The sequence below is a fragment of the Streptomyces sp. SID5464 genome (assembly GCF_009862985.1).
Taxonomy (GTDB): domain Bacteria; phylum Actinomycetota; class Actinomycetes; order Streptomycetales; family Streptomycetaceae; genus Streptomyces; species Streptomyces chartreusis_D.
Map to the genome: position 1 here is coordinate 64,949 of NZ_WWIQ01000001.1, position 25,880 is coordinate 90,828.

The window sequence follows — 25,880 nt, forward strand, 5'->3', positions numbered from 1 at the left end:
ACGTGGCAGCACCGCAGAACTACCTCGCAGTCATCAAAGTCATCGGTGTCGGCGGCGGTGGTGTCAATGCCATCAACCGGATGATCGAGGTCGGTCTCAAGGGCGTCGAGTTCATCGCCATCAACACCGACGCGCAAGCTCTGTTGATGAGCGACGCCGACGTCAAGCTGGACGTCGGCCGTGAACTCACCCGCGGACTCGGCGCCGGAGCCAATCCGGAGGTCGGCCGCAAGGCCGCCGAGGACCACCGCGAGGAGATCGAGGAGGTCCTCAAGGGGGCCGACATGGTCTTCGTGACGGCCGGTGAAGGTGGCGGCACCGGCACCGGCGGCGCGCCCGTCGTGGCCAACATCGCGCGCAATCTGGGCGCCCTCACCATCGGCGTGGTCACGCGCCCGTTCACCTTCGAGGGACGGCGCCGCGCGAACCAGGCCGAGGACGGCATCGCCGAGCTCCGCGAAGAGGTCGACACCCTCATCGTCATCCCGAACGACCGGCTGCTGTCCATCTCGGACCGCCAGGTCTCGGTACTGGACGCCTTCAAGTCGGCCGACCAGGTCCTGCTCTCCGGTGTGCAGGGCATCACCGACCTCATCACCACCCCGGGCCTCATCAACCTCGACTTCGCCGACGTCAAGTCGGTCATGTCCGAGGCAGGCTCGGCACTGATGGGCATCGGCTCCGCCCGCGGCGACGACCGCGCGGTGGCCGCCGCCGAGATGGCGATCTCCTCGCCGCTGCTGGAGGCGTCCATCGACGGCGCCCGCGGTGTGCTGCTCTCCATCTCCGGTGGCTCGGACCTCGGTCTCTTCGAGATCAACGAGGCCGCCCAGCTGGTGAGCGAGGCCGCCCACCCCGAGGCCAACATCATCTTCGGCGCGGTGATCGACGACGCCCTCGGCGACGAGGTCCGGGTCACCGTGATCGCGGCCGGCTTCGACGGCGGCCAGCCCCCGGCCCGCCGGGAGAACGTGATCGGCTCGACCTCGGCCAAGCGCGAGGAGCCGGCCCCGGCACGGCAGACCGAGAGCCGCCCGTCCTTCGGTTCGCTCGGCAGCGTGACCCCGAAGGAGGACCCGGAGCCCGCTCCGGAACCGGTCAACGACATCCCGGTCGCCCCGCCGGTCCCGCCGGCGCCGCGGACCTACTCGGACAGCGCGGCCGAGGAACTGGACGTACCGGACTTCCTCAAGTGATCCTTCTGACGTGATAGGACAGCGCGAAAGCGTGAGCGGCGCCCACTTCGCCTTCACCGACCGGTGGGGCGGGGTGAGCGCCGCTCCGTATGAGGAGCTCAATCTCGGCGGAGCGGTCGGTGACGATCCGGACGCCGTACGCACCAACCGCGAGCTGGCCGCGAAGTCCCTGGGCGTCGAGCCGGACCGGGTGGTCTGGATGAACCAGGTGCACGGGGCCGACGTGGCGGTGGTGGACGGGCCGTGGGGATCTTCGCCCGAGATCCCGTCGGTCGACGCGATCGTCACGACGCGGCGGGGACTCGCCCTCGCCGTGCTCACCGCCGACTGCGTGCCGGTACTGCTCGCCGACCCCGTCGCCGGGATCGCCGCCGCGGCCCACGCGGGCCGGCCCGGCATGATCGCCGGAGTCGTCCCGGCCGCGCTACGCGCGATGACGGAGCTGGGCGCCGAGCCCTCCCGGATCGTCGCCCGCACCGGACCCACCGTCTGCGGCCGGTGTTACGAAGTGCCCGAGGCGATGCGCGCCGAGGTGTCCGCCATCGAGCCGGCGGCGTACGCCGAGACGAGTTGGGGCACTCCGGCGGTCGACGTGAGCGCCGGAGTGCACGCACAGCTGGAACGGCTCGGAGTGCGTGACCGGGCGCAATCGCCGGTGTGCACGCTGGAGTCGGACGATCACTTCTCGTACCGCCGCGACCGCACCACCGGTCGGCTCGCGGGCTATGTGTGGCTGGACTGATAAGGCATGACGGACCGTAAGGACGAACTCGCCGCGAATCTGGCGAAAGTGGAGCGGCGCATCGCCGACGCGTGCGCGGCCGCCGGTCGGGGGCGCGAAGAGGTGACCCTGATCGTGGTCACCAAGACCTACCCCGCGACCGATGTGCGGATCCTGGCGGAACTCGGCGTGCGGCACGTCGCCGAGAACCGTGATCAGGACGCGGCACCGAAGGCCGCCGCCTGTATGGATCTGCCCCTTACTTGGCATTTTGTCGGTCAACTCCAGACCAACAAAGTGCGATCCGTGGTCGGTTACGCGGACTTCGTGCAGTCCGTCGATCGTTCCAAGCTCGTCACAGCTCTGTCGAAGGAGGCTGTCCGCGCCGGACGGGAGCTGGGGTGTCTCATCCAGGTCGCACTCGACGCCGGTGAGAGCGAGCGGGGTGAGCGGGGAGGCGTCGCGCCCGCCGGAATCGAAGAGTTGGCCGACCTCGTCGCGCAGGCGCCGGGGCTGCGGCTCGGCGGACTGATGACCGTCGCGCCGCTGACCGGGGAGTACGCGGGACGCGAACAGGCGGCGTTCGGGCGGTTGATGGATTTGTCGACTGACCTGCGCCGGAGTCATCCGGCTGCCACCATGGTCTCGGCAGGGATGAGTGCGGACCTCGAACAGGCCGTGGCGGCCGGAGCGACACATGTGCGCGTCGGCAGCGCGGTACTCGGAGTCCGCCCCAGGCTCGGGTAACGTCGCCAGGAAGTCGGACCACAGCAGAAAATATGGTCATTGCCGCCGATAGGCGGATTCAAGGACCTCGTGGATCGCGGGCACTTGGCAGTCGTCAGCCGATCCACCACAGAGCGGAGGACTCAGAGCATGGCCGGCGCGATGCGCAAGATGGCGGTCTACCTCGGCCTCGTGGAGGACGATGGGTACGACGGCCGCGGATTCGACCCCGACGACGACTTCGAACCCGAACTGGACCCGGAGCCCGAGCGGGACCACCGACGGCACGAGCCGTCCCACCAGCCGCACGGCTCACATCAGCCCCAAAGGGACGAAGAGGTACGAGTCGTACAGCCGTCCGCACCTCGTGAACCGGCCGCCCGTTCCGCTTCGCTACCCGCGGAATCCGGCCGCCCGGCGCGCATCGCGCCCGTGGCATCCATCACACAAGAACGCGCAAGTCTGGAGAAGAACGCACCGGTGATCATGCCCAAGGTCGTGTCCGAACGAGAGCCTTACCGGATCACCACGCTCCACCCACGGACCTACAACGAGGCCCGTACCATCGGGGAACACTTCCGTGAAGGCACTCCGGTGATCATGAATCTGACTGAGATGGACGACACAGATGCGAAGCGACTTGTCGACTTTGCGGCCGGTTTGGTGTTTGGTCTTCACGGCAGTATCGAGCGGGTGACGCAGAAGGTGTTCCTGTTGTCGCCTGCTAACGTCGATGTCACGGCGGAGGACAAGGCCCGCATCGCAGAGGGCGGGTTCTTCAACCAGAGCTGAGACGTAACACCGGAAGCAGCAGTAACAGCAGGGCACAGGGGAGAGGGAAGCAACAGGTCATGAGCGTGGTTTTGGATGTCGTCTACATCGCGCTGATGTGCTTCCTCATCGTGCTCATCTTCCGGTTGGTCATGGACTACGTCTTCCAGTTCGCCCGCTCATGGCAACCAGGCAAGGCGATGGTGGTCGTTCTGGAGGCCACCTACACTGTCACGGATCCACCGCTCAAGCTTCTGCGGCGGTTCATTCCGCCGCTGCGTCTCGGGGGCGTGGCGCTCGACCTGTCCTTCTTCGTGCTGATGATCATCGTCTACATCCTGATCTCGATCGTGAGCCGGCTGTGAGCGATGTGAACTACGGTCTTGCCGAATGCCGACGACTACGTTGAGGTGAAGAGATGCCGTTGACCCCCGAGGACGTGCGGAACAAGCAGTTCACGACCGTCCGCCTCCGAGAAGGCTATGACGAGGACGAGGTCGATGCCTTCCTCGACGAGGTCGAAGCCGAACTGACCCGCCTGCTCCGCGAGAACGAGGACCTGCGCGCCAAACTGGCCGCGGCCACGCGCGCTGCTGCCCAGAACCAGCAGAACATGCGCAAGCCTCCGGAGCAGCAGGATCAGCAGCAACAGCAGCAGCAGGGCATGCGCGGTCCTGGTGGTCCCGTACCCGCCGGCATATCGGGCCCGCCGCAGCAGCAGATGGGTGGCCCCATGGGTGGTCCGCCCCAGCTGCCGAGCGGTGCCCCGCAGCTGCCCGCCGGTCCCGGCGGTCAGGGTGGTCCCCAGGGTCCTGGCGGTCCCGGCCCCATGGGCCAGGGTCCCGGTCCGATGGGTCAGCCCCCGATGCAGCAGCAGATGGGTGGTCCGATGGGCGGCCCCATGGGCGGTCCGATGGGCGGCCCCGGTCAAGGAGGCCCCGGTGGCGACAGCGCCGCCCGTGTCCTCTCGCTGGCCCAGCAGACCGCCGACCAGGCGATCGCCGAGGCCCGGTCCGAAGCCAACAAGATCGTCGGCGAGGCGCGTTCGCGTGCCGAGGGTCTGGAGCGTGACGCCCGTGCCAAGGCCGACGCCCTGGAGCGGGACGCGCAGGAGAAGCACCGCGTCGCGATGGGCTCCCTGGAGTCCGCCCGCGCGACGCTGGAGCGCAAGGTCGAGGACCTGCGCGGCTTCGAGCGCGAGTACCGCACGCGCCTGAAGTCGTACCTGGAGTCGCAGCTGCGTCAGCTGGAGACCCAGTCGGACGACTCGCTGGCCCCGCCGCGCACCCCGGCGACCGCGTCCCTCCCGCCGTCCCCGGCGCCTTCCATGGCACCGGCCGGCGCGAGCGCCCCGTCGTACGGCGGTGGCAACCAGACGATGGGCGGCGCTCCCTCGCCGTCCGGTCCGTCCTACGGCGGTCAGCAGCAGATGTCTCCGGCGATGACCCAGCCGATGGCGCCGGTGCGTCCGCAGGGCCCGTCGCCGATGGGTCAGGCGCCCTCGCCCATGCGGGGCTTCCTGATCGACGAGGATGACAACTGACGGCCTGATGGCCAGTAGTACGGCGTAGACGTCGGCAGCGTTCAGGGCGGGGCCCCGGGTTGAACCCGGGGCCCCGCCCTTTTGCCGCACGCGTCGGCCCTTTGCGACATCCGTTCGTGCGTACGCAACGCCGAAGGCCCGGACCCGCCAAGATCTTTGGCGGGTCCGGGCCTTCGGTCTGTGGCCTACGCCCTGTGGGTTACGCCTTGCGCAGGCGGAACGCCAGCGTCAGGGCCTCGTCCGTGAACGGGTTGCCGTAGCTGTCGTCCGCGTCGCCCTGCGCGAAGTCCGTCGCCAGGACCTCGTCGGCGATCAGGCCGGCGTGGTCGGTGAGGGCCGCGACCGTCGCCGGGTCCGTGGCGGTCCAGCGCAGTGCGATGCGGTCGGCCACGTCGAGGCCGCTGTTCTTGCGGGCCTCCTGGATCAGGCGGATCGCGTCACGGGCCAGCCCCGCACGGCGGAGCTCCTCCGTGATCTCCAGGTCCAGGGCGACCGTCGCGCCCGCGTCGGACGCCACCGACCAGCCCTCGCGCGGCGTCTCCGTGATGATCACCTCGTCGGGAGCCAGCGTGATGGTCTCGCCGTCGACCTCCACCGACGCCGTGCCCTCGCGCAGGGCCAGGGACAGCGCGGCCGCGTCCGCGTTCGCGACGGCCCTGGCCACGTCCTGGACCCGCTTGCCGAACCGCTTGCCGAGCGCGCGGAAGTTGGCCTTCGCGGTGGTGTCCACCAGGGAGCCGCCGACCTCGCTCAGCGTCGCGAGGGACTCGACGTTCAGCTCCTCGGTGATCTGCGCGCGCAGTTCCGAGTCCAGCGTGTCGAAGCCCGTCGCCGCGATCAGGGCGCGGGACAGCGGCTGACGGGTCTTGACGCCCGACTCCGCGCGCGTGGCACGGCCCAGCTCCACGAGCCGGCGCACCAGCACCATCTGCTTCGACAGCTCCGGGTCGATGGCGGTGAGGTCCGCCTCGGGCCAGGCCGACAGGTGGACCGACTCCGGGGCCCCCGGGGTGACCGGAACGATCAGGTCCTGCCACACCCGCTCGGTGATGAACGGGGTCAGCGGGGCCATCAGCTGTGTCACCGTCTGGACGACCTCGTGCAGCGTGCGCAGCGCCGCCTTGTCGCCCTGCCAGAAGCGGCGGCGGGAGCGGCGCACGTACCAGTTCGACAGGTCGTCGACGAACGCGGACAGCAGCTTGCCGGCGCGCTGGGTGTCGTAGGCGTCCAGCGCCTGGGTGACCTGGTCGGTGAGCGCGTGCAGTTCGGACAGCAGCCAGCGGTCCAGGACCGGGCGCTCGGCCGGCGCCGGGTCGGCCTCCGACGGGGCCCAGCCCGTCGTACGGGCGTACAGGGCCTGGAAGGCGACCGTGTTCCAGTACGTCAGCAGCGTCTTGCGGACGACCTCCTGGATCGTGCCGTGACCCACGCGGCGGGCCGCCCACGGGGAGCCGCCGGCCGCCATGAACCAGCGGACCGCGTCGGCGCCGTGCCGGTCCATGAGCGGGATCGGCTCCAGGGTGTTGCCCAGGTGCTTGGACATCTTGCGGCCGTCCTCGGCGAGGATGTGGCCGAGGCAGACCACGTTCTCGTACGACGACTTGTCGAAGACCAGCGTGCCGACCGCCATCAGCGTGTAGAACCAGCCGCGGGTCTGGTCGATGGCCTCGCAGATGAACTGCGCCGGGTAACGGGACTCGAAGATCTCCTTGTTCCTGTACGGGTAGCCCCACTGCGCGAACGGCATCGAACCCGAGTCGTACCAGGCGTCGATGACCTCGGGCACGCGCGTGGCCGTCTCGCCGCAGCCGTCCTGCGGGCAGGCGAAGGTGACCTCGTCGATGAACGGGCGGTGCGGGTCCAGGCCCGACTGGTCGGTGCCGGTCAGCTCGGTCAGCTCCGTGAGGGAGCCGACGCAGGTGAGGTGGTCGTCCTCGCAGCGCCAGATCGGCAGCGGGGTGCCCCAGTAGCGGTTGCGGGACAGCGCCCAGTCGATGTTGTTGTTCAGCCAGTCGCCGTACCGGCCGTTCTTGACCGTGTCCGGGAACCAGTTGGTGTTCTCGTTCTCCGCGAGGAGGCGGTCCTTGACCGCGGTGGTGCGGATGTACCAGGAGGGCTGCGCGTAGTAGAGAAGCGCGGTGTGGCAGCGCCAGCAGTGCGGGTAGCTGTGCTCGTACGGGATGTGCTTGAAGAGCAGGCCGCGCTGCTGGAGGTCCTCGGTGAGCTTTTCGTCCGCCTTCTTGAAGAAGACGCCGCCGACGAGGGGGACGCCCTCCTCGAACGTGCCGTCCGCGCGGACCGGGTTCACGACCGGCAGGCCGTACGCGCGGCAGACCTTCAGGTCGTCCTCACCGAAGGCGGGGGACTGGTGGACCAGACCCGTACCGTCCTCGGTCGTGACGTACTCGGCGTTCACGACGTAGTGCGTGCCGCCCTCGGTCTCCGGGAACTCGACGAGCTCGAACGGGCGCTGGTACGCCCAGCGCTCCATCTCGGCGCCCGTGAAGGTCCGGCCGGTGGTCTCCCAGCCCTCGCCGAGGGCCTTGGCGACGAGCGGCTCGGCGACGACCAGCTTCTCCTCGCCGTTTGTCGCCACGACGTAGGTCACCTCGGGGTGCGCGGCGACCGCGGTGTTGGAGACCAGGGTCCAGGGCGTGGTCGTCCACACCAGGAGCGCGGCCTCGCCGGCCAGCGGGCCGGAGGTCAGCGGGAAGCGGACGAAGACCGACGGGTCGACGACCGTCTCGTAACCCTGCGCCAGCTCGTGGTCCGACAGGCCCGTGCCGCAGCGGGGGCACCAGGGGGCGACGCGGTGGTCCTGGACCAGCAGGCCCTTGTTGAAGATCTCCTTGAGCGACCACCAGACCGACTCGATGTAGTCGGGGTCCATGGTGCGGTAGGGGGCGTTGAGGTCGGTCCAGAACCCCATGCGCCTCGTGAGTTCTTCGAAGGCGTCCGTGTGCCGGGTCACCGACTCGCGGCACTTCGCGTTGAACTCCGCGATGCCGTACGCCTCGATGTCCTGCTTGCCGGAGAAGCCGAGCTCCTTCTCCACGGTCAGCTCCACCGGGAGGCCGTGGCAGTCCCAGCCGGCCTTGCGGGCCACGTGGTAGCCGCGCATGGTGCGGAAGCGGGGGAAGACGTCCTTGAAGACGCGGGCCTCGATGTGGTGGGCACCGGGCATGCCGTTGGCGGTGGGCGGACCCTCGTAGTACACCCACTCCGGGCGGCCCTCGGACTGTTCCAGGCTCTTGGCGAAGATCTTCTGCTCGCGCCAGAAGTCGAGCACGGCGTGCTCGAGGGCGGGCAGGTCGACCTGGGCGGGCACCTGGCGGTACGTCGGCGATGTCATCAGCGGGCTTCCTCCGGCGGACTTGCTGCCTTCCGTCCGGAGGGACGAGAGCTACGTCTGTGCCTGCGCCGCCTTCGGCGCGCTCCCGCGGTACCACCCTCCTTGGCCCTCCGGCGCGGGGTGTGCGTCGGTGAGCCCCCTCATTGGGGTCGCGATGCCGGTTCTACTGGCCACTGCGCTCGGCGGCGGTTTTCTTCCGGCGGCTCCGGGGTGATCTTCACGTCGCGCTCGCCCCCGGGCTCCCACCGTCCCCGGGTCGCTCTGGGCTGCGTACGCCGCTACTCGTCCCCATCCACGCTTTTCGCTCCGCCCAGTGTACGGCGCCGCGCGGACAGCGGCCGACCGCTTTTCCGGGGCGGTCGGGGTCAGAGGGGCCTACGGGACGTCGGCAGAGGTGACGTATGGGTTTGATGACCCGAATGGCGAGGTATGGGTGTTCGGATCCTGGGACGTCCGGCTCGGCGGATTACCGGGCGGGGAGCTGGGCACAACGGATGCAGGTTCGCCGCGCGGGTGCGCGAGGCGGGCGAATCGGGCGGTGTGCCCCGTTGCCGCGGGACTCAAGTCGATTTATCGTCCCAGCACGATTCGCGAGCAAGATCACAATATGTGAAGGGGCCGCGGCCATGGTGGCGAAGAAGACCGCCGTACAGCAGCCGGCGTCCGGCAGGTCCGCGGAGGCCTCCGGCGGTGCGGCCAAGGACGTGGGCGGGAAGAAGACCACGCAGGGGGGCTCGGCGGGGCGGGCGGCGAAGGGGGCGGCCGGGAAGGCGACGGAGGGGACGAAGGCGGCTGTCAAGAAGACGAAGGCGGCCGTCGAGAAGGTGGCGGCCAAGACGGCTGTGGCCGAGGAAGCGGTGGCCAAGGCCGGGAAGGCTGTGACCAGGAAGGCCGCGCCGAAGAAGGCCGCGGCCAGGGCTCCGGCGGAGGGGGCGGCGGCCAGGGCTCCTGCGGAGGCGGCGGCCAAGAGCCCGGCGGCGAGGAAGACGGCAGCCGGGAAGGCGACGGCCGGGAAGACGACGGCCAGGACCGCGGCCGGGAATGCCCCGGCCAAGGAGGCGGTGGCAAAGGAGACGGCGGCCAAGGTCGCGGGCGAGAGGGCCCCGGCCAGGAAGGCGGCGGCCAAGGCCGCGGGTGAGAGGGCCCCGGCCAGGAAGGCCCCGACCACGAAGCCGTCGGCAAAGGAGGCGGCGGCCAAGAAGGCGGCGACCAGGAAAGCGGCGGCCGAGAAGGCGGCGGTCAAGAAGACGGCGGCCAAGGCCGCGGGGGAGAGGGCCCCGGCCAAGGAGGCGGCGGCCGAGAAGGCGGCGGTCAAGAAGACGGCGGCCAAGGCCGCGGGTGAAGGGGCCCCCGCCAAGGAGGCGGCGGCCAAGAAAGCGGCGGCCAAGGTCGCGGGCGAGAGGGCCTCGGCCGAGAGGGCCCCGGCCATGGAGACGGCGGCCAAGAAGGCGGCGACCAGGAAAGCGGCGGCAGAGAAGGCGGCGGTCAAGAAGGCGGCGGCCAAAGCCCCGGCCGAGAAGGCAGCGGCCCTGGAGACGGCGGCCGAGAAGACAGCGGCCATGGAGACGGCGGCCAAGGTCGCGGGCGAGAGGGCCTCGGCCGACGAGGCGGCGGCCAAGGAGACGGCGGCCAACAAGGCGGCGGCGAAGGAGACGGAAGCCAAGGTCGCGGGCGATAGGGCCCCGGCCACGGAAGCGGTGGCCAAAGAAGCTGCTGTCCAGGGGACGGCGGCAAAGAAGGCCGCGGTCAAGAGGGCGAAGGCCGCCAAGGCCGGGGCCGCTGGGAAGGCCGGCGTCGGGAAGAAGGGCGTCGAGGCCGAGGGCGTTCGCGCCGGAGGCGAGAGCACCACCACGAAGGGCGCTGTCGGGAAGGGCGCGGCCCGGACCGGCGCGGTCACACAGGACACGGCCGGGAGCAACACGGCCAAGAAGGCGGGTGCGGCCGAGGCCGCGCAGCAGACGGGAGCGACGACCGTGGGTGCGAAGAAGACTCCTGGTACGGCGACGGCGGCCAAGACCGCGGTTCCGAAGGCACGGGCGGCAGCGGCGGAGCCCGGTGAGCTCGCGGTTCGCCCGGGCGAGGACCCCTGGACGGAGGCGGAGGTCGAGGAGGCGCGTGCCGAGCTGACGTCCGAGGAGATCCGGCTGCGTGAGGAGATCACGTCGTCGGAGCGGTCGCTCGCCGGTCTGATGCGGGACTCCGGGGACGGCGCGGGCGACGACCAGGCGGACACCGGGACCAAGAACATCACCCGCGAGCACGAGCTGGCCCTGGCCGCCAACGCGCGCGAGATGCTCGTCCAGACCGAGCGCGCCCTGGAGCGCCTGCACGCGGGCACCTACGGCCTGTGCGAGAACTGCGGCAACCCCATCGGCAAGGCCCGCATGCAGGCCTTCCCGCGGGCCACCCTGTGCGTGGAGTGCAAGCAGAAGCAGGAACGCCGGTACTGACCGGCCGCCGAATGCCTCCTGAGCACGTGGGACGCCCGGGGTGTGCCGTACCCTCGTCCTCAGTCAGGCACCTAGGTTGAGGGACTCACGTGGCAGAGGCGGAGCGCATCATCGGTACGCCGGACACACCGGACGCGACCGGCAACGGCCGGGGGCGGCCCGGCGAGGACGCGGCGCCGGGCGGGCGCGCCGACTCCGAGGGCACCCAGGCCCCGGCCGGGCGGCCCCGGGGCAAGCGCCGGATCGCGGTCCTGTTCGCGGTCGCCACGTTCGCGTACGCCCTCGACCTGATCAGCAAGATGATCGTGGTGGCCAAGCTGGAGCACCACCCGCCCATCGAGATCATCGGGGACTGGCTGAAGTTCGAGGCGATCCGCAACGCGGGCGCCGCGTTCGGCTTCGGCGAGGCCTTCACGGTGATCTTCACCATGATCGCGGCGGCGGTGATCGTGGTGATCGCCCGGCTCGCCCGCAAGCTCTACAGCCTGCCCTGGGCGATCGCGCTCGGCCTGCTGCTCGGCGGTGCGCTGGGCAACCTCACCGACCGGATCTTCCGGGCGCCGGGCGTCTTCGAGGGCGCGGTCGTGGACTTCATCGCGCCCAAGCACTTCGCCGTGTTCAACCTGGCCGACTCGGCGATCGTGTGCGGCGGCATCCTGATCGTGCTGCTGTCGTTCAAGGGGCTCGACCCCGACGGGACCGTCCACAAGGACTGAGCCCGTCAAGGGCCCCGCGCGGAGTTGTCCACAGGCTCCGTACGGAGCTGTCGGACCCGTCCGGCATACTCGACGGGTGAGCACGATTCCCGAGATCCGTACCCTGCCCGTGCCCGACGGACTGGAGGGCGAGCGCGTCGACGCCGCCATCTCCCGCATGTTCGGCTTCTCCCGGACCAAGGCGGCCGAGCTCGCCGCCGCGGGGAAGGTCACGGTCGACGGATCGGTGGTCGGCAAGTCCGAGCGGGTGCACGGCGGCGCCTGGCTGGAGGTCGAGATGCCGCAGGCGCCCGCGCCGGTGCAGGTGGTGGCCGAGCCGGTCGAGGGCATGGAGATCGTGCATGACGACGATGACGTGGTCGTGATCGTCAAGCCGGTGGGCGTGGCCGCGCACCCGTCGCCGGGCTGGACCGGCCCGACCGTCATCGGGGGCCTGGCCGCCGCCGGGTACCGGATCTCGACCTCGGGGGCCGCGGAGCGCCAGGGCATCGTGCACCGGCTCGACGTCGGCACGTCCGGTCTGATGGTGGTCGCCAAGTCGGAGTACGCGTACACGTCCCTGAAGCGCCAGTTCAAGGAGCGCACGGTCGACAAGCGGTACCACACGCTCGTCCAGGGCCACCCCGACCCGACCAGCGGCACCATCGACGCGCCCATCGGCCGCCACCCGCAGCACGACTACAAGTGGGCCGTCACCGCCGAGGGCAAGCCGTCCGTCACGCACTACGACCTGATCGAGGCCTTCCGGGCGGCGTCCCTGCTGGACGTGAAGCTGGAGACCGGCCGCACGCACCAGATCCGCGTCCACATGGCCGCCCACCGGCACCCCTGCGTCGGCGACCTGACGTACGGCGCCGACCCGACGCTCGCCAAGCGGCTCGGTCTGACCCGCCAGTGGCTGCACGCGGTGCGGCTCGGCTTCGAGCACCCCGGGGACGGGCAGTGGGCGGAGTTCTCCTGCGAGTACCCGGAGGACCTCCAGAAGGCGCTGGACCAGGTCCGGGAGGAGACGTACGCATGAGCGGGACGCCGTCGCCGTCGCTGCCGTACGTGGTGCGGGTCGCCGAGGGCCCGGCCGACCGTGAGGCGTGCTTCGCGGTGCGCAAGGAGGTGTTCGTCGGCGAGCAGGGCGTGCCGGAGGACATCGAGTACGACGCGTACGACTCGGGGGCCGTCCATGTGCTGGCGGTCCGGGGGGACGGCGTGCCGCTCGGGACGGGGCGGCTGCTGCTCGGGGAGGCGGCCGTGGCACAGACGGGAGCCGACGCGTCCGTGGGCTCCCTCGGCCGGCTCGCCGTGGCCGCCCACGCGCGCGGACTCGGTGTCGGCGTCGCCCTGGTGCGGGCCATCGAGGACGCGGCACGCGCGCGTGGCCTCGCCGCCGTGGACCTGCACGCCCAGACCCACGCGCTGGGCTTCTACGAGCGGCTCGGCTACGAGGCCTACGGGCCGGAGTACTTGGAGGCGGGCATTCCGCACCAGGGGATGCGGCGTTCGCTTTAGCCCGTCATGAAGGGTGCCGAAACGGTTTGTCCCGGGAGTTGCGTGGCAGGCTTGAGGTCAGTCGTGTGAACGTCTGACCTACCGGAGCGCTGACCGTGGATCAGTTGGCCCTGCTTTTCGTGCTGCTGCTCGGGGCCGTGATCAGTGTCCCGGTCGGGGACCGGTTCAGCGTGCCCGCGCCGGTGCTGATGACGCTCCTGGGCATAGTGCTCGCGCTGCTCGACTTCGTACCGAACGTCGAGATCCCGCCGGACCTGATCCTGCCGCTGCTGTTGCCGCCGCTGCTGTACGCCGCCGTGCGCCGCACGTCCTGGCGGCAGTTCGCGGCGAACAAGAGACCGATCTTCCTGCTGGCCGTGGCGCTGGTGTTCGTCACCATGACCTGTGTGGCCGCCGCGGCCAACGCGATCGTGCCGGGGCTGCCGCTGGCCGCGGCGTTCGCACTCGGCGCGCTGGTCGCGCCGCCGGACCCGGTCGCGGCGACCGCCGTCGCCGGGCAACTGGGGCTGCCGCGCCGGCTGGTGTCGATCCTGGAGGGCGAGGGGCTGTTCAACGACGTGACGGCCATCGTCCTGTACCACGTGGCGATCGCCGCCGCCGTCAGCGGGACGTTCTCCCCCTGGAAGGCCGGGCTCGATCTGGTGCTGTCGGCCGTGGTGGCGGTGGCCGTGGGCCTCGCGCTGGGCTGGGGCGCGAACAAACTGATGGAACTGCTCGGGGACGCGACCCTCCAGATCGGGCTGACCCTGCTGGTGCCGTACGCCTCGTACGTCCTGGCCGAGGAGATGCACGGGTCCGGGGTGCTCGCCGTGCTCACCACCGCGCTGTTCCTCGCGGAGTACGGGTCCGATGCCGACGACGTCATGACGCGGCTGGCCGGGCACACGTTCTGGAACATCGTCGACACGCTCGTCACCGGCGTCGCGTTCGGGCTGGTCGGGCTGGAGCTGCACAACGCGATCCACACGGCGTCCGGCCGGTGGGGCGAGCTGCTCGGGTGGGCGGCGCTGGTCGTCTGCGTGGTCGTGTTCGTACGGCTGTTGTGGCTGCTGCCGGCGACCTGGCTGACGAAGCGGCTGCACGCGCGACGGGACTACGACGAGGACATCCCGGTGAGCTGGCGCGAGACCGTGGTGATGTGGTGGTCCGGGATGCGGGGAGTGGCCTCGGTGGCGCTGGTGCTGGCCATTCCGCTGGAGACCGACGCGGGCTCGCCGTTCCCCAGCCGGGACGAGATCATCTTCATCGCGTTCGGCGTGATCGTGGTGACGCTGGTGGTACAGGGGCTCACGTTGCCGTGGCTGGTGCGGTGGCTGGGGGTGCGCGCCGACACGGATGTCGAGAAGGAGTTCGCGAAGGCGCTGGCGATCCGGGCGGCGCAGGCGGCGAAGCGGAGGCTGCGGGAGATCGAGGAGAGCGAGGACATGCCGGAGGAACTGTCCGAGCAGATGCTGCGGCGGGCCTTCGACATCGGGGTGCGGATCAGTCCCGAACTGGCCGAGGACGAGCGGCGGGAGGCGTACCGGGAGCGCGCTCGGCGGGTGAAACGGGTGCGGCGGATCCAGCAGGAGATGCTGAGTGCGGCGCGGCACGAGGTGCTGGCGGCGCGGAGTGAACCCGGGGCGGATCCCGAGGTGGTGGACCGGGTGCTGCGGCATCTGGACGTGCGGAGCCTGCGCTGAGTTCGACCTCGGTGGCTGATGGGTCGTAGGGTCGCTCGTATGGCACGGAACGTAGTAATAAGTGGTGGAGGAACCGGAATTGGGCTCGCGGCGGCCCGGATGTTCGCCGCGGGTGGGGATCGGGTGCTGCTGCTCGGGCGACGGGCCGAGGTGCTGGAGAAGGCCGAGGTGCCCGGCGCGCTGACCTGTGCGGCCGATCTCGCCGAGCCGGAGGACGTACGGGGTGTCGCCGCCTTCGTGGAGCGGGAGTTCGGGTCCGTGGACGTGCTCGTGCACAGTGCCGGAGGCAGCGGACTGCTGGAACCGGACGCCCCGGGTGACGATCCGCTGGACGCCGTCGCGCACACCTGGACCGTGAACTTCCGGCTCAACACCCTGACGGCCGTCCTGCTCACGGAGGCTCTGAAGCCGCGGCTCGCCGAGCCAGGTGGGCGGGTGCTGTTCCTCAGCTCCATCGCCGCCTACCGGGGGTCCGGGAGCGGGGCGTACGCGGCGGCCAAGGCAGGGCTGCATCCGTACGCCCATGATCTGGCCCGGGAGCTGGGGCCGCGCGGCGTCACCGTGAACGTGGTCGCGCCCGGCTACATCGAGGACACCGAGTTCTTCGGGGACGCGATGGCCGAGGAGCGGCGGGCGCGGCTCATCGGCGAGACCTCGAACGGGCGGGCCGGGACTCCCGGGGACGTCGCCGAGACCCTGCACTGGCTGGCCTCGCCGGGCGCCGGGCACATCACCTCCCAGATCATCCAGGTCAACGGCGGCGCCGAGCGCGGTCACTGACCAGAGCGTCAGCAGGAGGGCTGCCCGCGACTGCGGACAGCCCTCCTGCTGTGCGGCCGCCGACCCGTGCCGTCAGCGCTCCGGCCGGCTCGAACCGTGGAAGCGGCGCTGGGGCGGGACGCCGTCCTGGGACGGGCGGTGGCCGTTGCGGGACGCGGCCGGGGGCGTGGCCGCGTCCGCCGTGTTGACGCGGGGCAGGGCGTACGGGTGCTCGTCGGTCAGCCAGCGGACCATCCGCTCGCGGACCGTGACCCGCACGGTCCAGATGTCGTCCGCGTCCTTGGCGGTCACCAGGGCCCGCACCTGCATGGTGTTCGGGGTGGTGTCCGTGACGGACAGGTCGTAGGCGCGGCCGTCCCAGGCCGGGCACTCGCGCAGGATGTCGCGGAGCTTCTCGCGCATGTCGTCCACGGGGGCCGTGTGGTCGACGTGCCAGAAGACGGTGCCGGTCATCTGGGGCGTGCCGCGCGACCAGTTCTCGAACGGCTTGGACGTGAAGTACGACACCGGCATGGTGATCCGCCGCTCGTCCCAGGTGCGCACGGTCAGGAACGTCAGCGTGATCTCCTCGACCGTGCCCCACTCGCCGTCCACGACGACGGTGTCCCCGATGCGCACCATGTCGCCGAAGGCGATCTGGAACCCCGCGAACATGTTGCTCAGCGTGGACTGCGCGGCGACACCGGCGACGATGCCGAGGATGCCGGCCGAGGCCAGCAGCGAGGCACCCGCCGCGCGGAACGCCGGGAACGTCAGCAGCATGCTCGCCGCGGCCACCACACCGACGATCGCCGACACCACCCGCATGATCAGCGTCACCTGGGTGCGCACCCGCCGGACCCTGGCCGGGTCGCGGTGGGCCCGGGCATGGGCGTACCGGCTGTACGACGTCTCGACGATCGCCGAGGCGATACGGATCACCAGCCACGCGGTCGACCCGATCAGCACGAGGGTCAGCGCCTGGCCGATGCCCTCGCGGCGGCTCTCCAGCAGCTGCGCCTCGTCGTACGACCCTCTCAGCAGGGCCGCGAAGAGCACGAGCTGGTACGGGATGCGGCCACGGCGCAGCAGCCCCCACAGCGGGGTGTCGTGGTGCCGTTCGTCGGCCTTGCGCAGCAGGAAGTCGGTGGCCCAGCCGATCACCAGCGTGAGCACGACCGAGCCACCGACCACGATCAGCGGTCGCAGGAGGTTCTCCATGCCCCCGAACCTAACCGGCTCCCGGGGGGCATGAACATGTGACTTCGGCGGCGTCCTGGGTAGTGCCGCGATCCCGGCCTGTCACACCCGGCTGGCACCATGGCCTCATGAACATCATGCTCTTTCACTCGACCCATGGGCTGCGGCCCGCGGTGCTCCAGGCCGCCGACCGGCTGCGCGCGGCCGGACACGAGGTGTGGACGCCCGACCTCTTCGAGGGACGCACGTTCGACACGGTCGAGGAGGGCATGGAGCACAAGGAGAAGATCGGCAAGGAGGAGCTGCTGAAGCGGGCCGTGCTGGCCGCCGCTCCGTACTCCGAGCGCGGGCTGGTGTACGCCGGGTTCTCGCTCGGCGCCTCCATCGCGCAGACCCTCGCCCTCGGCGACGACAAGGCGCGCGGGCTGCTGCTCCTGCACGGCACGTCGGACATCGCGCCGGGCGCCACGGCGGACGACCTGCCGGTCCAGTTGCACGTGGCGGAGCCCGACCCGTTCGAGACGGACGACTGGCTCAGCGCCTGGTACCTCCAGATGGGCCGCACCGGCGCCGACGTCGAGGTGTACCGGTACGCGGGGGCGGGTCACCTCTACACCGACCCAGACCTGCCGGACTACGACGAGGAGGCCGCCGAGGCCACCTGGCGGGTGGCGCTCGGCTTCCTCGACAGCTTGTAGCCGGTTGGCCGGCCGTTGTCCGGGGCTCAGACCGCGTCGTAGACGCGCTCCATCTTCTGCGTGCCGCTGCGGGTGCGGTACGAGCGGGACCACGTGGCGGTCGCGTCGCGCTTCGCGCGGTCCGAGATGACGTAGTAGTCCATCTGCGCGCGCTCGGCCGTGATGTCCAGGACGCCGAAGCCGTGGCGGTCGGTGTCGACCCAGTGGACGTGCCGGTTGGCGGCGCGGATCACGGGTGCGGCGACCGCGGAGACCGTGCCCTGCGGGACCTTGACCATGTCGTCGAGGTTGTCGGAGGTGACCGAGGTGACGACGAACTCCGTGGCGGCCGAGGGGGACAGCGGATACGTACCGGCGTCCACCGGCACGTCGTTGGCCCAGGCCATGTGGATGTCGCCGGTGAGGAAGACCGTGTTGCGGATCGCGTTCGCGCGCAGGTGGGCGAGGAGCTCGCGCCGGTCGTCGGTGTAGCCGTCCCACTGGTCGGTGTTGAGGGCGAGGCCCTCCTGCGGCAGGCCCAGCAGCTTGGCGAGGGGCTTCAGCAGATCGGCGGAGAGGGAGCCTATGGCGAACGGCGAGACCATCACCGAGTTGCCGACCAGCCGCCAGGTGGTGTCGGACGCCTTCAGGCCCGCCTTGAGCCAGTCCAGCTGGGCGCGGCCGGTGAGCGTGCGGTCCGGGTCGTCGACCCCGCCGTTGCCGACCTTGACCTGCTGCGAGCGGAAGGAGCGCAGGTCCAGCAGCGAGAGGTCGGCCAGCTTGCCGAAGCGCAGCCGGCGGTAGGTGGTGCCCGCGATCGCCGGGCGCACCGGCATCCACTCGAAGTAGGCCTGCTTGGCGGCGGCCTGGCGGACGGACCAGGTGCCCTCGGCGCCCTCCGTGTGGTTCTCGGCGCCGCCCGACCAGGCGTCGTTGGCGAACTCGTGGTCGTCCCAGATCGCCACGACCGGGGCCGCCGCGTGCAGCGCCTGGAGGTCCGGGTCGGTCTTGTAACGCCCGTGCCGGGTGCGGTAGTCGGCGAGGGTGACGATCTCGTGGGCCGGGGCGTGCGGGCGGACGACCGTGCCGCGGGTGCCGTACTCGCCGGTGCCGTACTCGTAGATGTAGTCGCCGAGGTGCAGCCAGGCGTCCAGGTCGCCGCGGGCCGCGAGATGGCGGTACGAGGAGAAGTAGCCGGCCTCCCAGTTGGCGCAGGAGACCACGCCGAAGCGGAGGCCGGTGACGGACGCGTCGGCCGCCGGGGCGGTGCGGGTGCGGGCGGCGGGGGAGTCGGTGCCGCCGGCGGAGAAGCGGAACCAGTAGTCGGTGGCCGGTTCCAGGCCGCGGATGTCGGCCTTCACGGTGTGGTCGGAGGCGGCCGTCGCGGTGGTGGAGCCCTTGGCGACGACGGTGGTGAACGCCCGGTCCTCGGCGACGACCCAGCTCACCTCGGTGTCCGGGCCGAGTCCGGAGCCGGGTACGGCCTCCGGGACGGGGGTCACGCGGGTCCACAGCAGGACGCCGTCCGGCAGGGGGTCACCGGAGGCGACGCCGTGCAGGAAGGCGGGAGCCTGGTCGACGGCGCGCGCGGGCAGGGTCGCTGCCAGCGGTCCGGCCAGGACAGCGGTCGCCGCCGCGGCCATGACGACCGTACGGCGGCGCGGGGTGAGGGAGTTGAGGTCCTCTGACGGCTTCGATGATCTGTATCGACTGGTCACGGACGATCAGGTTACTGATCGGTACACGCCAGAGCGGGCGAACTCCCGAAGTTCGCCCGCTCTTCACGTGGTGGCCGGTCCCGGACCCGCCGTCACTTCTTGAGGGCCTCGCCCACCACCCGGTTGAAGTCGGCCACCGTCATCAGCGGCGTGCCCTGGCTGTCGGCGGTGAGCTGCTTGCCGTCCATGACGAAGCCCGGGGTGCCCGTGACGCCGTCCTTGTTGTCGTCGAAGGTCTTCGACATGGCCATCGCCCAGGCGTCGTAGGTGCCCTTCTCGACCGCGTCCTGGAACTTCTTGTTGTTCTTCAGCTCCGGGACGGTGTTCGCGACCTTGATGAGGTAACTGTCGTTCTTGAACTCGTCGGTCGTCTCGTCCGGGTGCCACTTCTTGGAGTACAGCGCGGCCTTGTAGTCGAGGAACGCCTCGGGGCTGACGTTCAGCGCGGCGCCCAGGGCGCTCAGCGCGTTCTTGGAGCCCTCGCCGTTGTCCTTGTTGTCGATGAAGGTGGCGCCGATGAACTGCATCTTGAACTTGCCGTCGTCGATGTCCTTCTTCACGGTCGGACCGACGGTCTGCTCGAACTGGGCGCACACGGGGCAGCGCGGGTCCTCGTAGACCTTCAGGGTCTTCTTGGCCGAGTCCTTGCCGATGACGACCGTGGTGCCCTTGGTGCCCGTGGTGTTGGCCGGGGCGACGACCTCCGCGTCCTTCTGGGCCTCCCAGTGCGTGGGCTTGTTGGCCTGGACGACCGCGTAGCCGATGCCGCCGGCTATCGCCAGGACGCCGACGATGGAGGCGGCGACGATGATCTGCCGCTTGGCCTTCGCCCGCTTGGCCTCGCGCTCGCGTTCGGCGCGCAGCCGCTCACGGGCCGCCGTCTTCGCCGCCTGGGTGTTCCGCTTGCTCATGGTGATGTTCTCCGTCGGGGACGCGCACACGTCGTGTGCGGAATACGTAAGGGGGACTGCCGGTGCTCGAAAGGTGCCTCACGCGAAGGCGGGCGAGCACGGCGGTCCACGCCGTCCCAGACAGTGGGCGAGGATCCGCTCGCGGGCGGTGGGCGTGCGGTCGACGGCCCGCGACGGCAGGCGGCGCCCTGCCGGGGCCCGCGTCACCGTCACGGCGGCGACCGCCAGCAGCAGCGGCCGGAACGTGGTCGCCCCCACCGCCCGCAGCAACTGGGCCAGGGCCCGCTCGCCCCGGCGCAGCCAGACGGCGGCGGCCAGTCCCACGCCGACGTGCGCGCCGAGCAGCAGCCAGGCGGTGGCGGGGTCGGCGTGCGCGACCGCGGCCGAGAGCCGTTCGGTGCCGGTGGCCCCGGCCATCCGGGCCAGTGGTGTGCCGATCTCACCGCCCCCGCACAGCACGTCCAGGCCGACCGACCGCAGGGGGCCGGCGACCGGGCCGCCCGACCGGCCGTAACAGGCGTGCTGCCCCGTGGTGAACACCGTGTCGGCGGCCAGTTCCAGCGGGATCAGCAGGGCCGCGATCCGCCCGAAGGAGCGCTCGCGGCCCGCCAGGGCGTACGCGATCACGAACACGGTGGCGGCGACCGCGGCCACCGTGCCCATCGGGAGCGGGACCCGGGACAGCAGCACGTGCGACGCGGTGCTGAGCGTCACGACCACTGCCGTGAACAGCGCCGCGCGTACGGCTCTGAGCTGGATCCCGGATATGTCCATAGCGAAAGGAGAGTCTGTCACGGGGGCCTGTAAGGGACCCCTAAAGGATGCCTGTGAGTGAGCGGACGGCCAAAGCCCCGGCTCAGGGGCCCTTACAGACCCGGGATCCGGCCGTTGCGGAACAGGTCCACGAAGGTCTGGTGGTCGGCACGCGCCCGTGCGCCGTAGCTGTGCGCGAAGTCGATCAGCAGCGGCGCGAAGCCCTCCTCGTCGGCCGCGATCGCCGCGTCGATCGCCCGCTCCGTGGAGAACGGCACCAGGGACTCACCGGACTGGTCGTCCGCCGCCGAGTGCATCGTGGCCGTGGCCCGGCCGAGGTCGGCCACCACCTGGGCGATCTCCTCCGCGTCGTCGATGTCGCCCCAGTCGAGGTCCACCGCGTACGGCGAGACCTCGGCGACCAGCTGGCCCGCGCCGTCCAGCTCCGTCCAGCCCAGCCACGGGTCGGCGTGCGCCTGGAGGGCGCGCTGGGAGATGACGGTGCGGTGCCCCTCGTGCTGGAAGTAGCCGCGGATGGCCTGGTCCGTGACGTGCCGGGAGACGGCCGGGGTCTGGGCCTGCTTGATGTAGATCACCACATCGTTCTCCAGGGCGTCGCTGTGGCCCTCCAGCAGGATGTTGTACGACGGCAGCCCCGCGGAGCCGATGCCGATGCCGCGCCGGCCGACGACGTCCTTCACGCGGTAGGAGTCCGGGCGGGCCAGCGAGCTGTCCGGGAGCGTCTCCAGGTAGCCGTCGAAGGCGGCGAGGACCTTGTAGCGCGTGGCCGCGTCCAGCTCGACGGAGCCGCCCCCGGCCGCGAAACGGCGCTCGAAGTCGCGGATCTCCGTCATCGACTCCAGCAGCCCGAAGCGGGTCAGCGACCGGGCGTCCCGCAGCGCGTCGAGCAGCGGGCCCTGCGCGGTGTCCAGCGTGAACGGCGGCACCTCGTCGCTCTTGGCGCCGGTGGCCAGGGCGTGGATCCGCTCGCGGTACGCGACCGCGTAGACCGTCACCAGCTCGGAGATCTGCTCGTCGCTGAGCGCCTTCGCGTACCCGATGAGGGCGATGGAGGCGGCGAAGCGCTTCAGGTCCCAGGTGAACGGGCCGACGTAGGCCTCGTCGAAGTCGTTGACGTTGAAGATCAGGCGGCCGTTGGCGTCCATGTACGTGCCGAAGTTCTCCGCGTGCAGGTCGCCGTGGATCCACACGCGCGAGGTGCGCTCGTCCAGGAACGGCCCGCCCTGCTTCTCGTCGTCGAGATCGTGGTAAAAGAGGCACGCCGTGCCCCGGTAGAACGCGAAGGCCGAGGCCGCCATCTTCCGGAACTTCACGCGGAACGCGGCCGGGTCGGCGGCCAGGAGCTCGCCGAAGGCGGTGTCGAAGACGGTGAGGATCTCCTCGCCGCGGTGCTCGTCGTCGAGCTGCGGGAACGACATCGCTGGGTGCCTCCTGGTGCATAACGTCTCGGGGCGGCAGGTCCGCCCTCCGGCTAACGTGCGGCGGTCCGCGGGAGTGCCCGCGAGCCCCGCACGAAGGTACGCGGGTCAGGCCCCCGGGTGTCAGTGGCGAGGCATAGACTTCGACGCTGTCCCCCAGACTGTCCGCAGCCTGTCGGGCCCCATTCGACGTACGTTTTCCCTGGAGGCCGCAGCCGTGTCAAAGCCGCCGTTCACGCACCTGCACGTCCACACCCAGTACTCGCTGCTGGACGGTGCCGCGCGGCTGAAGGACATGTTCAACGCGTGCAACGAGATGGGCATGACGCACATCGCCATGTCCGACCACGGCAACCTCCACGGGGCCTACGACTTCTTCCACTCCGCGCAGAAGGCCGGGGTCACCCCGATCATCGGCATCGAGGCGTACGTCGCGCCCGAGTCGCGCCGCAACAAGCGCAAGATCCAGTGGGGCCAGCCGCACCAGAAGCGGGACGACGTCTCCGGTTCCGGTGGTTACACCCACAAGACGATGTGGGCGGTGGACAAGACCGGCCTGCACAACCTCTTCCGGCTCTCCTCGGACGCCTATGCCGAAGGTTGGCTGCAGAAGTGGCCCCGGATGGACAAGGAGACCATCGCCAAGTGGTCCGAGGGGATCGTCGCCTCCACCGGCTGCCCCTCCGGCGAGGTCCAGACCCGGCTGCGCCTCGGCCACTTCGACGAGGCCCTGAAGGCCGCCGCCGACTACCAGGACATCTTCGGCAAGGACCGCTACTTCCTGGAGCTGATGGACCACGGCATCGAGATCGAGCACCGGGTCCGCGACGGCCTGCTGGAGATCGGCAAGAAGCTCGGCATCCCCCCGCTGGTCACCAACGACTCGCACTACACGTACGCGCACGAGGCGAGCGCCCACGACGCCCTGCTGTGCATCCAGACCGGCAAGAACCTCTCCGACCCCGACCGCTTCAAGTTCGACGGCACCGGCTACTACCTGAAGTCCACGGACGAGATGTACGCCATCGACTCCTCGGACGCCTGGCAGGAGGGCTGCGCCAACACCCGGCTGATCGCCGAGATGGTCGACACCACGGGCATGTTCGAGAAGCGCGACCTGATGCCGAAGTTCGACATCCCCGAGGGGTACACGGAGGTCAGCTGGTTCCGCGAGGAGACCCTGCGCGGCATGCACCGCCGCTTCCCGGACGGCATCCCCGACGACCGCATGAAGCAGGTCGAGTACGAGATGGACACCATCATCTCGATGGGCTTCCCGGGCTACTTCCTCGTGGTCGCCGACTTCATCATGTGGGCCAAGAAGCAGGGCATCGCGGTCGGCCCCGGCCGAGGCTCCGCGGCCGGCTCGATCGTCGCCTACGCCCTCGGCATCACCGACCTCGACCCCATCCCGCACGGCCTGATCTTCGAGCGGTTCCTCAACCCCGAGCGCATCTCCATGCCCGATGTCGACATCGACTTCGACGAGCGCCGGCGCGTCGAGGTGATCCGGTACGTGACGGAGAAGTACGGCGCCGACAAGGTCGCCATGATCGGCACGTACGGCACCATCAAGGCCAAGAACGCGATCAAGGACTCCGCGCGCGTGCTGGGCTACCCGTACGCGATGGGCGACCGCCTCACCAAGGCCATGCCCGCCGACGTCCTCGGCAAGGGCATCAACCTCGACGGCATCACCAACCCCGAGCACCCCCGGTACTCGGAGGCGGGCGAGATCCGGGCGATGTACGAGAACGAGCCGGACGTGAAGAAGGTCATCGACACCGCCAAGGGCGTCGAGGGCCTGGTCCGGCAGATGGGCGTGCACGCCGCCGGCGTGATCATGTCCAGCGAGACCATCACCGACCACGTCCCGGTCTGGGTCAGGCACACCGACGGCGTGACCATCACGCAGTGGGACTACCCGAGCTGTGAGTCGCTCGGCCTGCTGAAGATGGACTTCCTGGGTCTGCGCAACCTCACGATCATGGACGACGCCGTCAAGATGGTGAAGTCCAACAAGGGGATCGACATCGATCTCCTGAGCCTCCCGCTCGACGACCCCACGACCTTCGAACTGCTCCAGCGCGGCGACACCCTCGGCGTCTTCCAGTTCGACGGCGGCCCGATGCGCTCCCTGCTCCGGCTGATGAAGCCGGACAACTTCGAAGACATCTCCGCCGTGTCGGCCCTGTACCGCCCGGGCCCCATGGGCATGAACTCCCACACGAACTACGCGCTGCGCAAGAACGGCCAGCAGGAGATCACACCGATCCACCCCGAGCTGGAGGAGCCGCTCAAGGAGGTCCTGGACGTCACCTACGGCCTGATCGTCTACCAGGAGCAGGTGCAGAAGGCCGCCCAGATCATCGCCGGCTACTCGCTCGGCGAGGCCGACATCCTCCGCCGCGTGATGGGCAAGAAGAAGCCCGAGGAACTGGCGAAGAACTTCGTGCTGTTCCAGGAGGGCGCCCGCAAGAAGGGCTACAGCGACGAAGCCATCCAGGCGCTCTGGGACGTGCTGGTCCCCTTCGCCGGCTACGCGTTCAACAAGGCGCACTCCGCCGCGTACGGACTCGTCTCGTACTGGACGGCGTACCTCAAGGCGAACCATCCCGCCGAGTACATGGCCGCGCTGCTCACGTCCGTGAAGGACGACAAGGACAAGTCGGCCGTCTACCTCAACGAGTGCCGCCGCATGGGCATCAAGGTGCTCCCGCCGGACGTCAACGAGTCGATGTCCAACTTCGCCGCCCAGGGCGACGACGTGATCCTCTTCGGCCTCTCCGCCGTCCGCAACGTCGGCACGAACGTCGTCGAGTCGATCATCAGGTGCCGCAAGGCCAAGGGGAAGTACACCTCGTTCCCGGACTACCTCGACAAGGTGGACGCGGTGGTCTGCAACAAGCGCACCACCGAGTCGCTGATCAAGGCCGGCGCCTTCGACGCCATGGGTCACACCCGCAAGGGCCTGACCGCGCAGTACGAGCCGATGATCGACAACGTGGTCGCGGTCAAGCGCAAGGAGGCCGAGGGGCAGTTCGACCTCTTCGGCGGCATGGGCGAGGACGACAGCAGCGAGCCGGGCTTCGGGCTCGACGTGGAGTTCACCACCGAGGAGTGGGACAAGACCTATCTGCTCGCCCAGGAGCGGGAGATGCTCGGTCTGTACGTCTCCGACCACCCGCTGTTCGGCCTGGAGCACATCCTGTCCGACAAGGCCGACGCGGGCATCTCCCAGTTGACCGGCGGTGACTACTCCGACGGCTCCGTGGTCACCATCGGCGGCATCATCTCGGGCCTGCAGCGCAAGATGACCAAGCAGGGCAACGCCTGGGCCATCGCCACCGTCGAGGACCTCGCCGGTTCGATCGAGTGCATGTTCTTCCCCGCGACGTACCAGCTCGTCTCGACCCAACTCGTCGAGGACGCCGTGGTGTTCGTCAAGGGCCGCCTCGACAAGCGCGAGGACGTGCCGCGGCTGGTCGCGATGGAGTTGCAGGTCCCCGACCTGTCGAATGCGGGCACCAACGCGCCCGTCGTGCTGACCATCCCGGCCACCCGGGTCACTCCGCCGCTGGTCAGCCGCCTCGGCGAGGTCCTCAGCCACCACAAGGGCGACAGCGAGGTCCGGATCAAGCTCCAGGGACCGACCAAGACGACCGTGCTGCGGCTGGACCGGCACCGGGTGAAGCCGGACCCGGCGCTCTTCGGTGACCTGAAGGTGCTGCTCGGGCCGTCCTGCCTGGCGGGATGACCGAGG

General features: G+C 70.1%; 20 protein-coding genes. 14 read left to right on the forward strand and 6 right to left on the reverse strand.

Going from position 1 to position 25,880, the window contains the following annotated elements; genetic code table 11:
* Positions 1–2 precede the first annotated feature (2 nt).
* From ftsZ to GTY47_RS00325, 6 genes are all read left to right on the forward strand, one after another.
* A complete protein-coding gene (ftsZ, locus tag GTY47_RS00300; protein ID WP_010039359.1) occupies positions 3–1,196 on the forward strand; it encodes a cell division protein FtsZ in 1,194 nt (397 codons plus the stop codon).
* A 10-nt stretch (positions 1,197–1,206) separates the two neighbouring features.
* Positions 1,207–1,938, forward strand: coding sequence for a peptidoglycan editing factor PgeF (gene pgeF / locus GTY47_RS00305; RefSeq protein ID WP_029181131.1), 732 nt, complete (start codon positions 1,207–1,209; stop codon positions 1,936–1,938).
* A gap of 6 nt (positions 1,939–1,944) precedes the next feature.
* Positions 1,945–2,664: a YggS family pyridoxal phosphate-dependent enzyme gene (locus GTY47_RS00310; protein WP_010039363.1), complete on the forward strand. Its 720-nt coding sequence runs from the start codon at positions 1,945–1,947 to the stop codon at positions 2,662–2,664.
* Between the two features lie 129 nt (positions 2,665–2,793).
* Entirely contained in the window at positions 2,794–3,435 is a 642-nt protein-coding gene (gene sepF, locus GTY47_RS00315; RefSeq protein WP_010039366.1) for a cell division protein SepF, read from the forward strand.
* Between the two features lie 59 nt (positions 3,436–3,494).
* A complete protein-coding gene (locus GTY47_RS00320) occupies positions 3,495–3,779 on the forward strand; it encodes a YggT family protein (protein ID WP_007448661.1) in 285 nt (94 codons plus the stop codon).
* 53 nt (positions 3,780–3,832) lie between these two features.
* Positions 3,833–4,957 carry a DivIVA domain-containing protein gene (locus GTY47_RS00325; protein ID WP_029181132.1) on the forward strand — a complete coding sequence of 375 codons (1,125 nt, stop codon included), beginning with the start codon at positions 3,833–3,835 and terminating at the stop codon, positions 4,955–4,957.
* 199 nt (positions 4,958–5,156) lie between these two features.
* Here the strand turns inward: GTY47_RS00325 and ileS are convergent, their stop codons facing one another.
* A complete protein-coding gene (ileS, locus tag GTY47_RS00330; RefSeq protein ID WP_010039381.1) occupies positions 5,157–8,309 on the reverse strand; it encodes an isoleucine--tRNA ligase in 3,153 nt (1,050 codons plus the stop codon).
* Between the two features lie 626 nt (positions 8,310–8,935).
* Between ileS and GTY47_RS41550 the strand changes: the two genes are divergently transcribed.
* From GTY47_RS41550 to GTY47_RS00365, 6 genes are all read left to right on the forward strand, one after another.
* Positions 8,936–10,759 carry a TraR/DksA family transcriptional regulator gene (locus GTY47_RS41550; RefSeq protein ID WP_267880840.1) on the forward strand — a complete coding sequence of 608 codons (1,824 nt, stop codon included), beginning with the start codon at positions 8,936–8,938 and terminating at the stop codon, positions 10,757–10,759.
* 89 nt (positions 10,760–10,848) lie between these two features.
* Positions 10,849–11,475, forward strand: coding sequence for a signal peptidase II (lspA, locus tag GTY47_RS00345; protein ID WP_010039385.1), 627 nt, complete (start codon positions 10,849–10,851; stop codon positions 11,473–11,475).
* Between the two features lie 76 nt (positions 11,476–11,551).
* The gene (locus tag GTY47_RS00350) at positions 11,552–12,496 is read left to right on the forward strand and encodes an RluA family pseudouridine synthase (protein WP_010039386.1); all 945 of its coding nucleotides are present in this window, start codon (positions 11,552–11,554) and stop codon (positions 12,494–12,496) included.
* Positions 12,493–12,978, forward strand: a complete 486-nt coding sequence (locus tag GTY47_RS00355) for a GNAT family N-acetyltransferase (RefSeq protein ID WP_010039388.1) — start codon at positions 12,493–12,495, stop codon at positions 12,976–12,978. The genes GTY47_RS00350 and GTY47_RS00355 overlap by 4 nt, the downstream gene beginning before the upstream one ends.
* 95 nt (positions 12,979–13,073) lie before the next feature.
* Positions 13,074–14,660 (forward strand): Na+/H+ antiporter, encoded by a 1,587-nt coding sequence (locus tag GTY47_RS00360; RefSeq protein ID WP_029181133.1) that lies wholly within the window; start codon positions 13,074–13,076, stop codon positions 14,658–14,660.
* A 39-nt stretch (positions 14,661–14,699) separates the two neighbouring features.
* A complete protein-coding gene (locus GTY47_RS00365; protein ID WP_029181134.1) occupies positions 14,700–15,440 on the forward strand; it encodes an SDR family oxidoreductase in 741 nt (246 codons plus the stop codon).
* A gap of 72 nt (positions 15,441–15,512) precedes the next feature.
* Here GTY47_RS00365 and GTY47_RS00370 read toward each other — a convergent pair whose 3' ends face one another.
* Positions 15,513–16,640, reverse strand: a complete 1,128-nt coding sequence (locus GTY47_RS00370) for a mechanosensitive ion channel domain-containing protein (RefSeq protein ID WP_010039391.1) — start codon at positions 16,638–16,640, stop codon at positions 15,513–15,515.
* Positions 16,641–16,747: 107 nt separating this feature from the next.
* On the opposite strand from GTY47_RS00370, the gene GTY47_RS00375 reads away from it, so the two are divergent.
* Positions 16,748–17,317 carry a dienelactone hydrolase family protein gene (locus GTY47_RS00375; protein ID WP_010039392.1) on the forward strand — a complete coding sequence of 190 codons (570 nt, stop codon included), beginning with the start codon at positions 16,748–16,750 and terminating at the stop codon, positions 17,315–17,317.
* Positions 17,318–17,343: 26 nt separating this feature from the next.
* Here GTY47_RS00375 and GTY47_RS00380 read toward each other — a convergent pair whose 3' ends face one another.
* From GTY47_RS00380 to GTY47_RS00395, 4 genes are all read right to left on the reverse strand, one after another.
* A complete protein-coding gene (locus tag GTY47_RS00380; RefSeq protein ID WP_029181135.1) occupies positions 17,344–19,014 on the reverse strand; it encodes an alkaline phosphatase D family protein in 1,671 nt (556 codons plus the stop codon).
* A gap of 92 nt (positions 19,015–19,106) precedes the next feature.
* Positions 19,107–19,925, reverse strand: coding sequence for a thioredoxin domain-containing protein (locus GTY47_RS00385; protein WP_010039394.1), 819 nt, complete (start codon positions 19,923–19,925; stop codon positions 19,107–19,109).
* Between the two features lie 78 nt (positions 19,926–20,003).
* Positions 20,004–20,699: a hypothetical protein gene (locus tag GTY47_RS00390; protein WP_010039395.1), complete on the reverse strand. Its 696-nt coding sequence runs from the start codon at positions 20,697–20,699 to the stop codon at positions 20,004–20,006.
* Positions 20,700–20,791: 92 nt separating this feature from the next.
* Positions 20,792–22,117 (reverse strand): DUF2252 domain-containing protein, encoded by a 1,326-nt coding sequence (locus GTY47_RS00395; protein WP_010039396.1) that lies wholly within the window; start codon positions 22,115–22,117, stop codon positions 20,792–20,794.
* Positions 22,118–22,334: 217 nt separating this feature from the next.
* Between GTY47_RS00395 and dnaE the strand changes: the two genes are divergently transcribed.
* On the forward strand, positions 22,335–25,874 hold the full coding sequence (gene dnaE / locus GTY47_RS00400; protein ID WP_010039397.1) for a DNA polymerase III subunit alpha: 3,540 nt from the start codon (positions 22,335–22,337) through the stop codon (positions 25,872–25,874).
* Positions 25,875–25,880 lie beyond the last annotated feature (6 nt).

Bases quoted from the DNA above. Each gene is read 5' to 3' on its own strand.
- GTY47_RS00310 (WP_010039363.1), top strand. From the start codon at position 1,945: ATGACGGACCGTAAGGACGAACTCGCCGCGAATCTGGCGAAAGTGGAG.
- sepF (WP_010039366.1), top strand. From the start codon at position 2,794: ATGGCCGGCGCGATGCGCAAGATGGCGGTCTACCTCGGCCTCGTGGAG.
- GTY47_RS00320 (WP_007448661.1), top strand. From the start codon at position 3,495: ATGAGCGTGGTTTTGGATGTCGTCTACATCGCGCTGATGTGCTTCCTC.
- GTY47_RS00325 (WP_029181132.1), top strand. From the start codon at position 3,833: ATGCCGTTGACCCCCGAGGACGTGCGGAACAAGCAGTTCACGACCGTC.
- ileS (WP_010039381.1), bottom strand. From the start codon at position 8,309: ATGACATCGCCGACGTACCGCCAGGTGCCCGCCCAGGTCGACCTGCCC.
- GTY47_RS41550 (WP_267880840.1), top strand. From the start codon at position 8,936: ATGGTGGCGAAGAAGACCGCCGTACAGCAGCCGGCGTCCGGCAGGTCC.
- GTY47_RS00355 (WP_010039388.1), top strand. From the start codon at position 12,493: ATGAGCGGGACGCCGTCGCCGTCGCTGCCGTACGTGGTGCGGGTCGCC.
- GTY47_RS00365 (WP_029181134.1), top strand. From the start codon at position 14,700: ATGGCACGGAACGTAGTAATAAGTGGTGGAGGAACCGGAATTGGGCTC.
- GTY47_RS00370 (WP_010039391.1), bottom strand. From the start codon at position 16,640: ATGGAGAACCTCCTGCGACCGCTGATCGTGGTCGGTGGCTCGGTCGTG.
- GTY47_RS00375 (WP_010039392.1), top strand. From the start codon at position 16,748: ATGAACATCATGCTCTTTCACTCGACCCATGGGCTGCGGCCCGCGGTG.
- GTY47_RS00385 (WP_010039394.1), bottom strand. From the start codon at position 19,925: ATGAGCAAGCGGAACACCCAGGCGGCGAAGACGGCGGCCCGTGAGCGG.
- GTY47_RS00390 (WP_010039395.1), bottom strand. From the start codon at position 20,699: ATGGACATATCCGGGATCCAGCTCAGAGCCGTACGCGCGGCGCTGTTC.
- GTY47_RS00395 (WP_010039396.1), bottom strand. From the start codon at position 22,117: ATGTCGTTCCCGCAGCTCGACGACGAGCACCGCGGCGAGGAGATCCTC.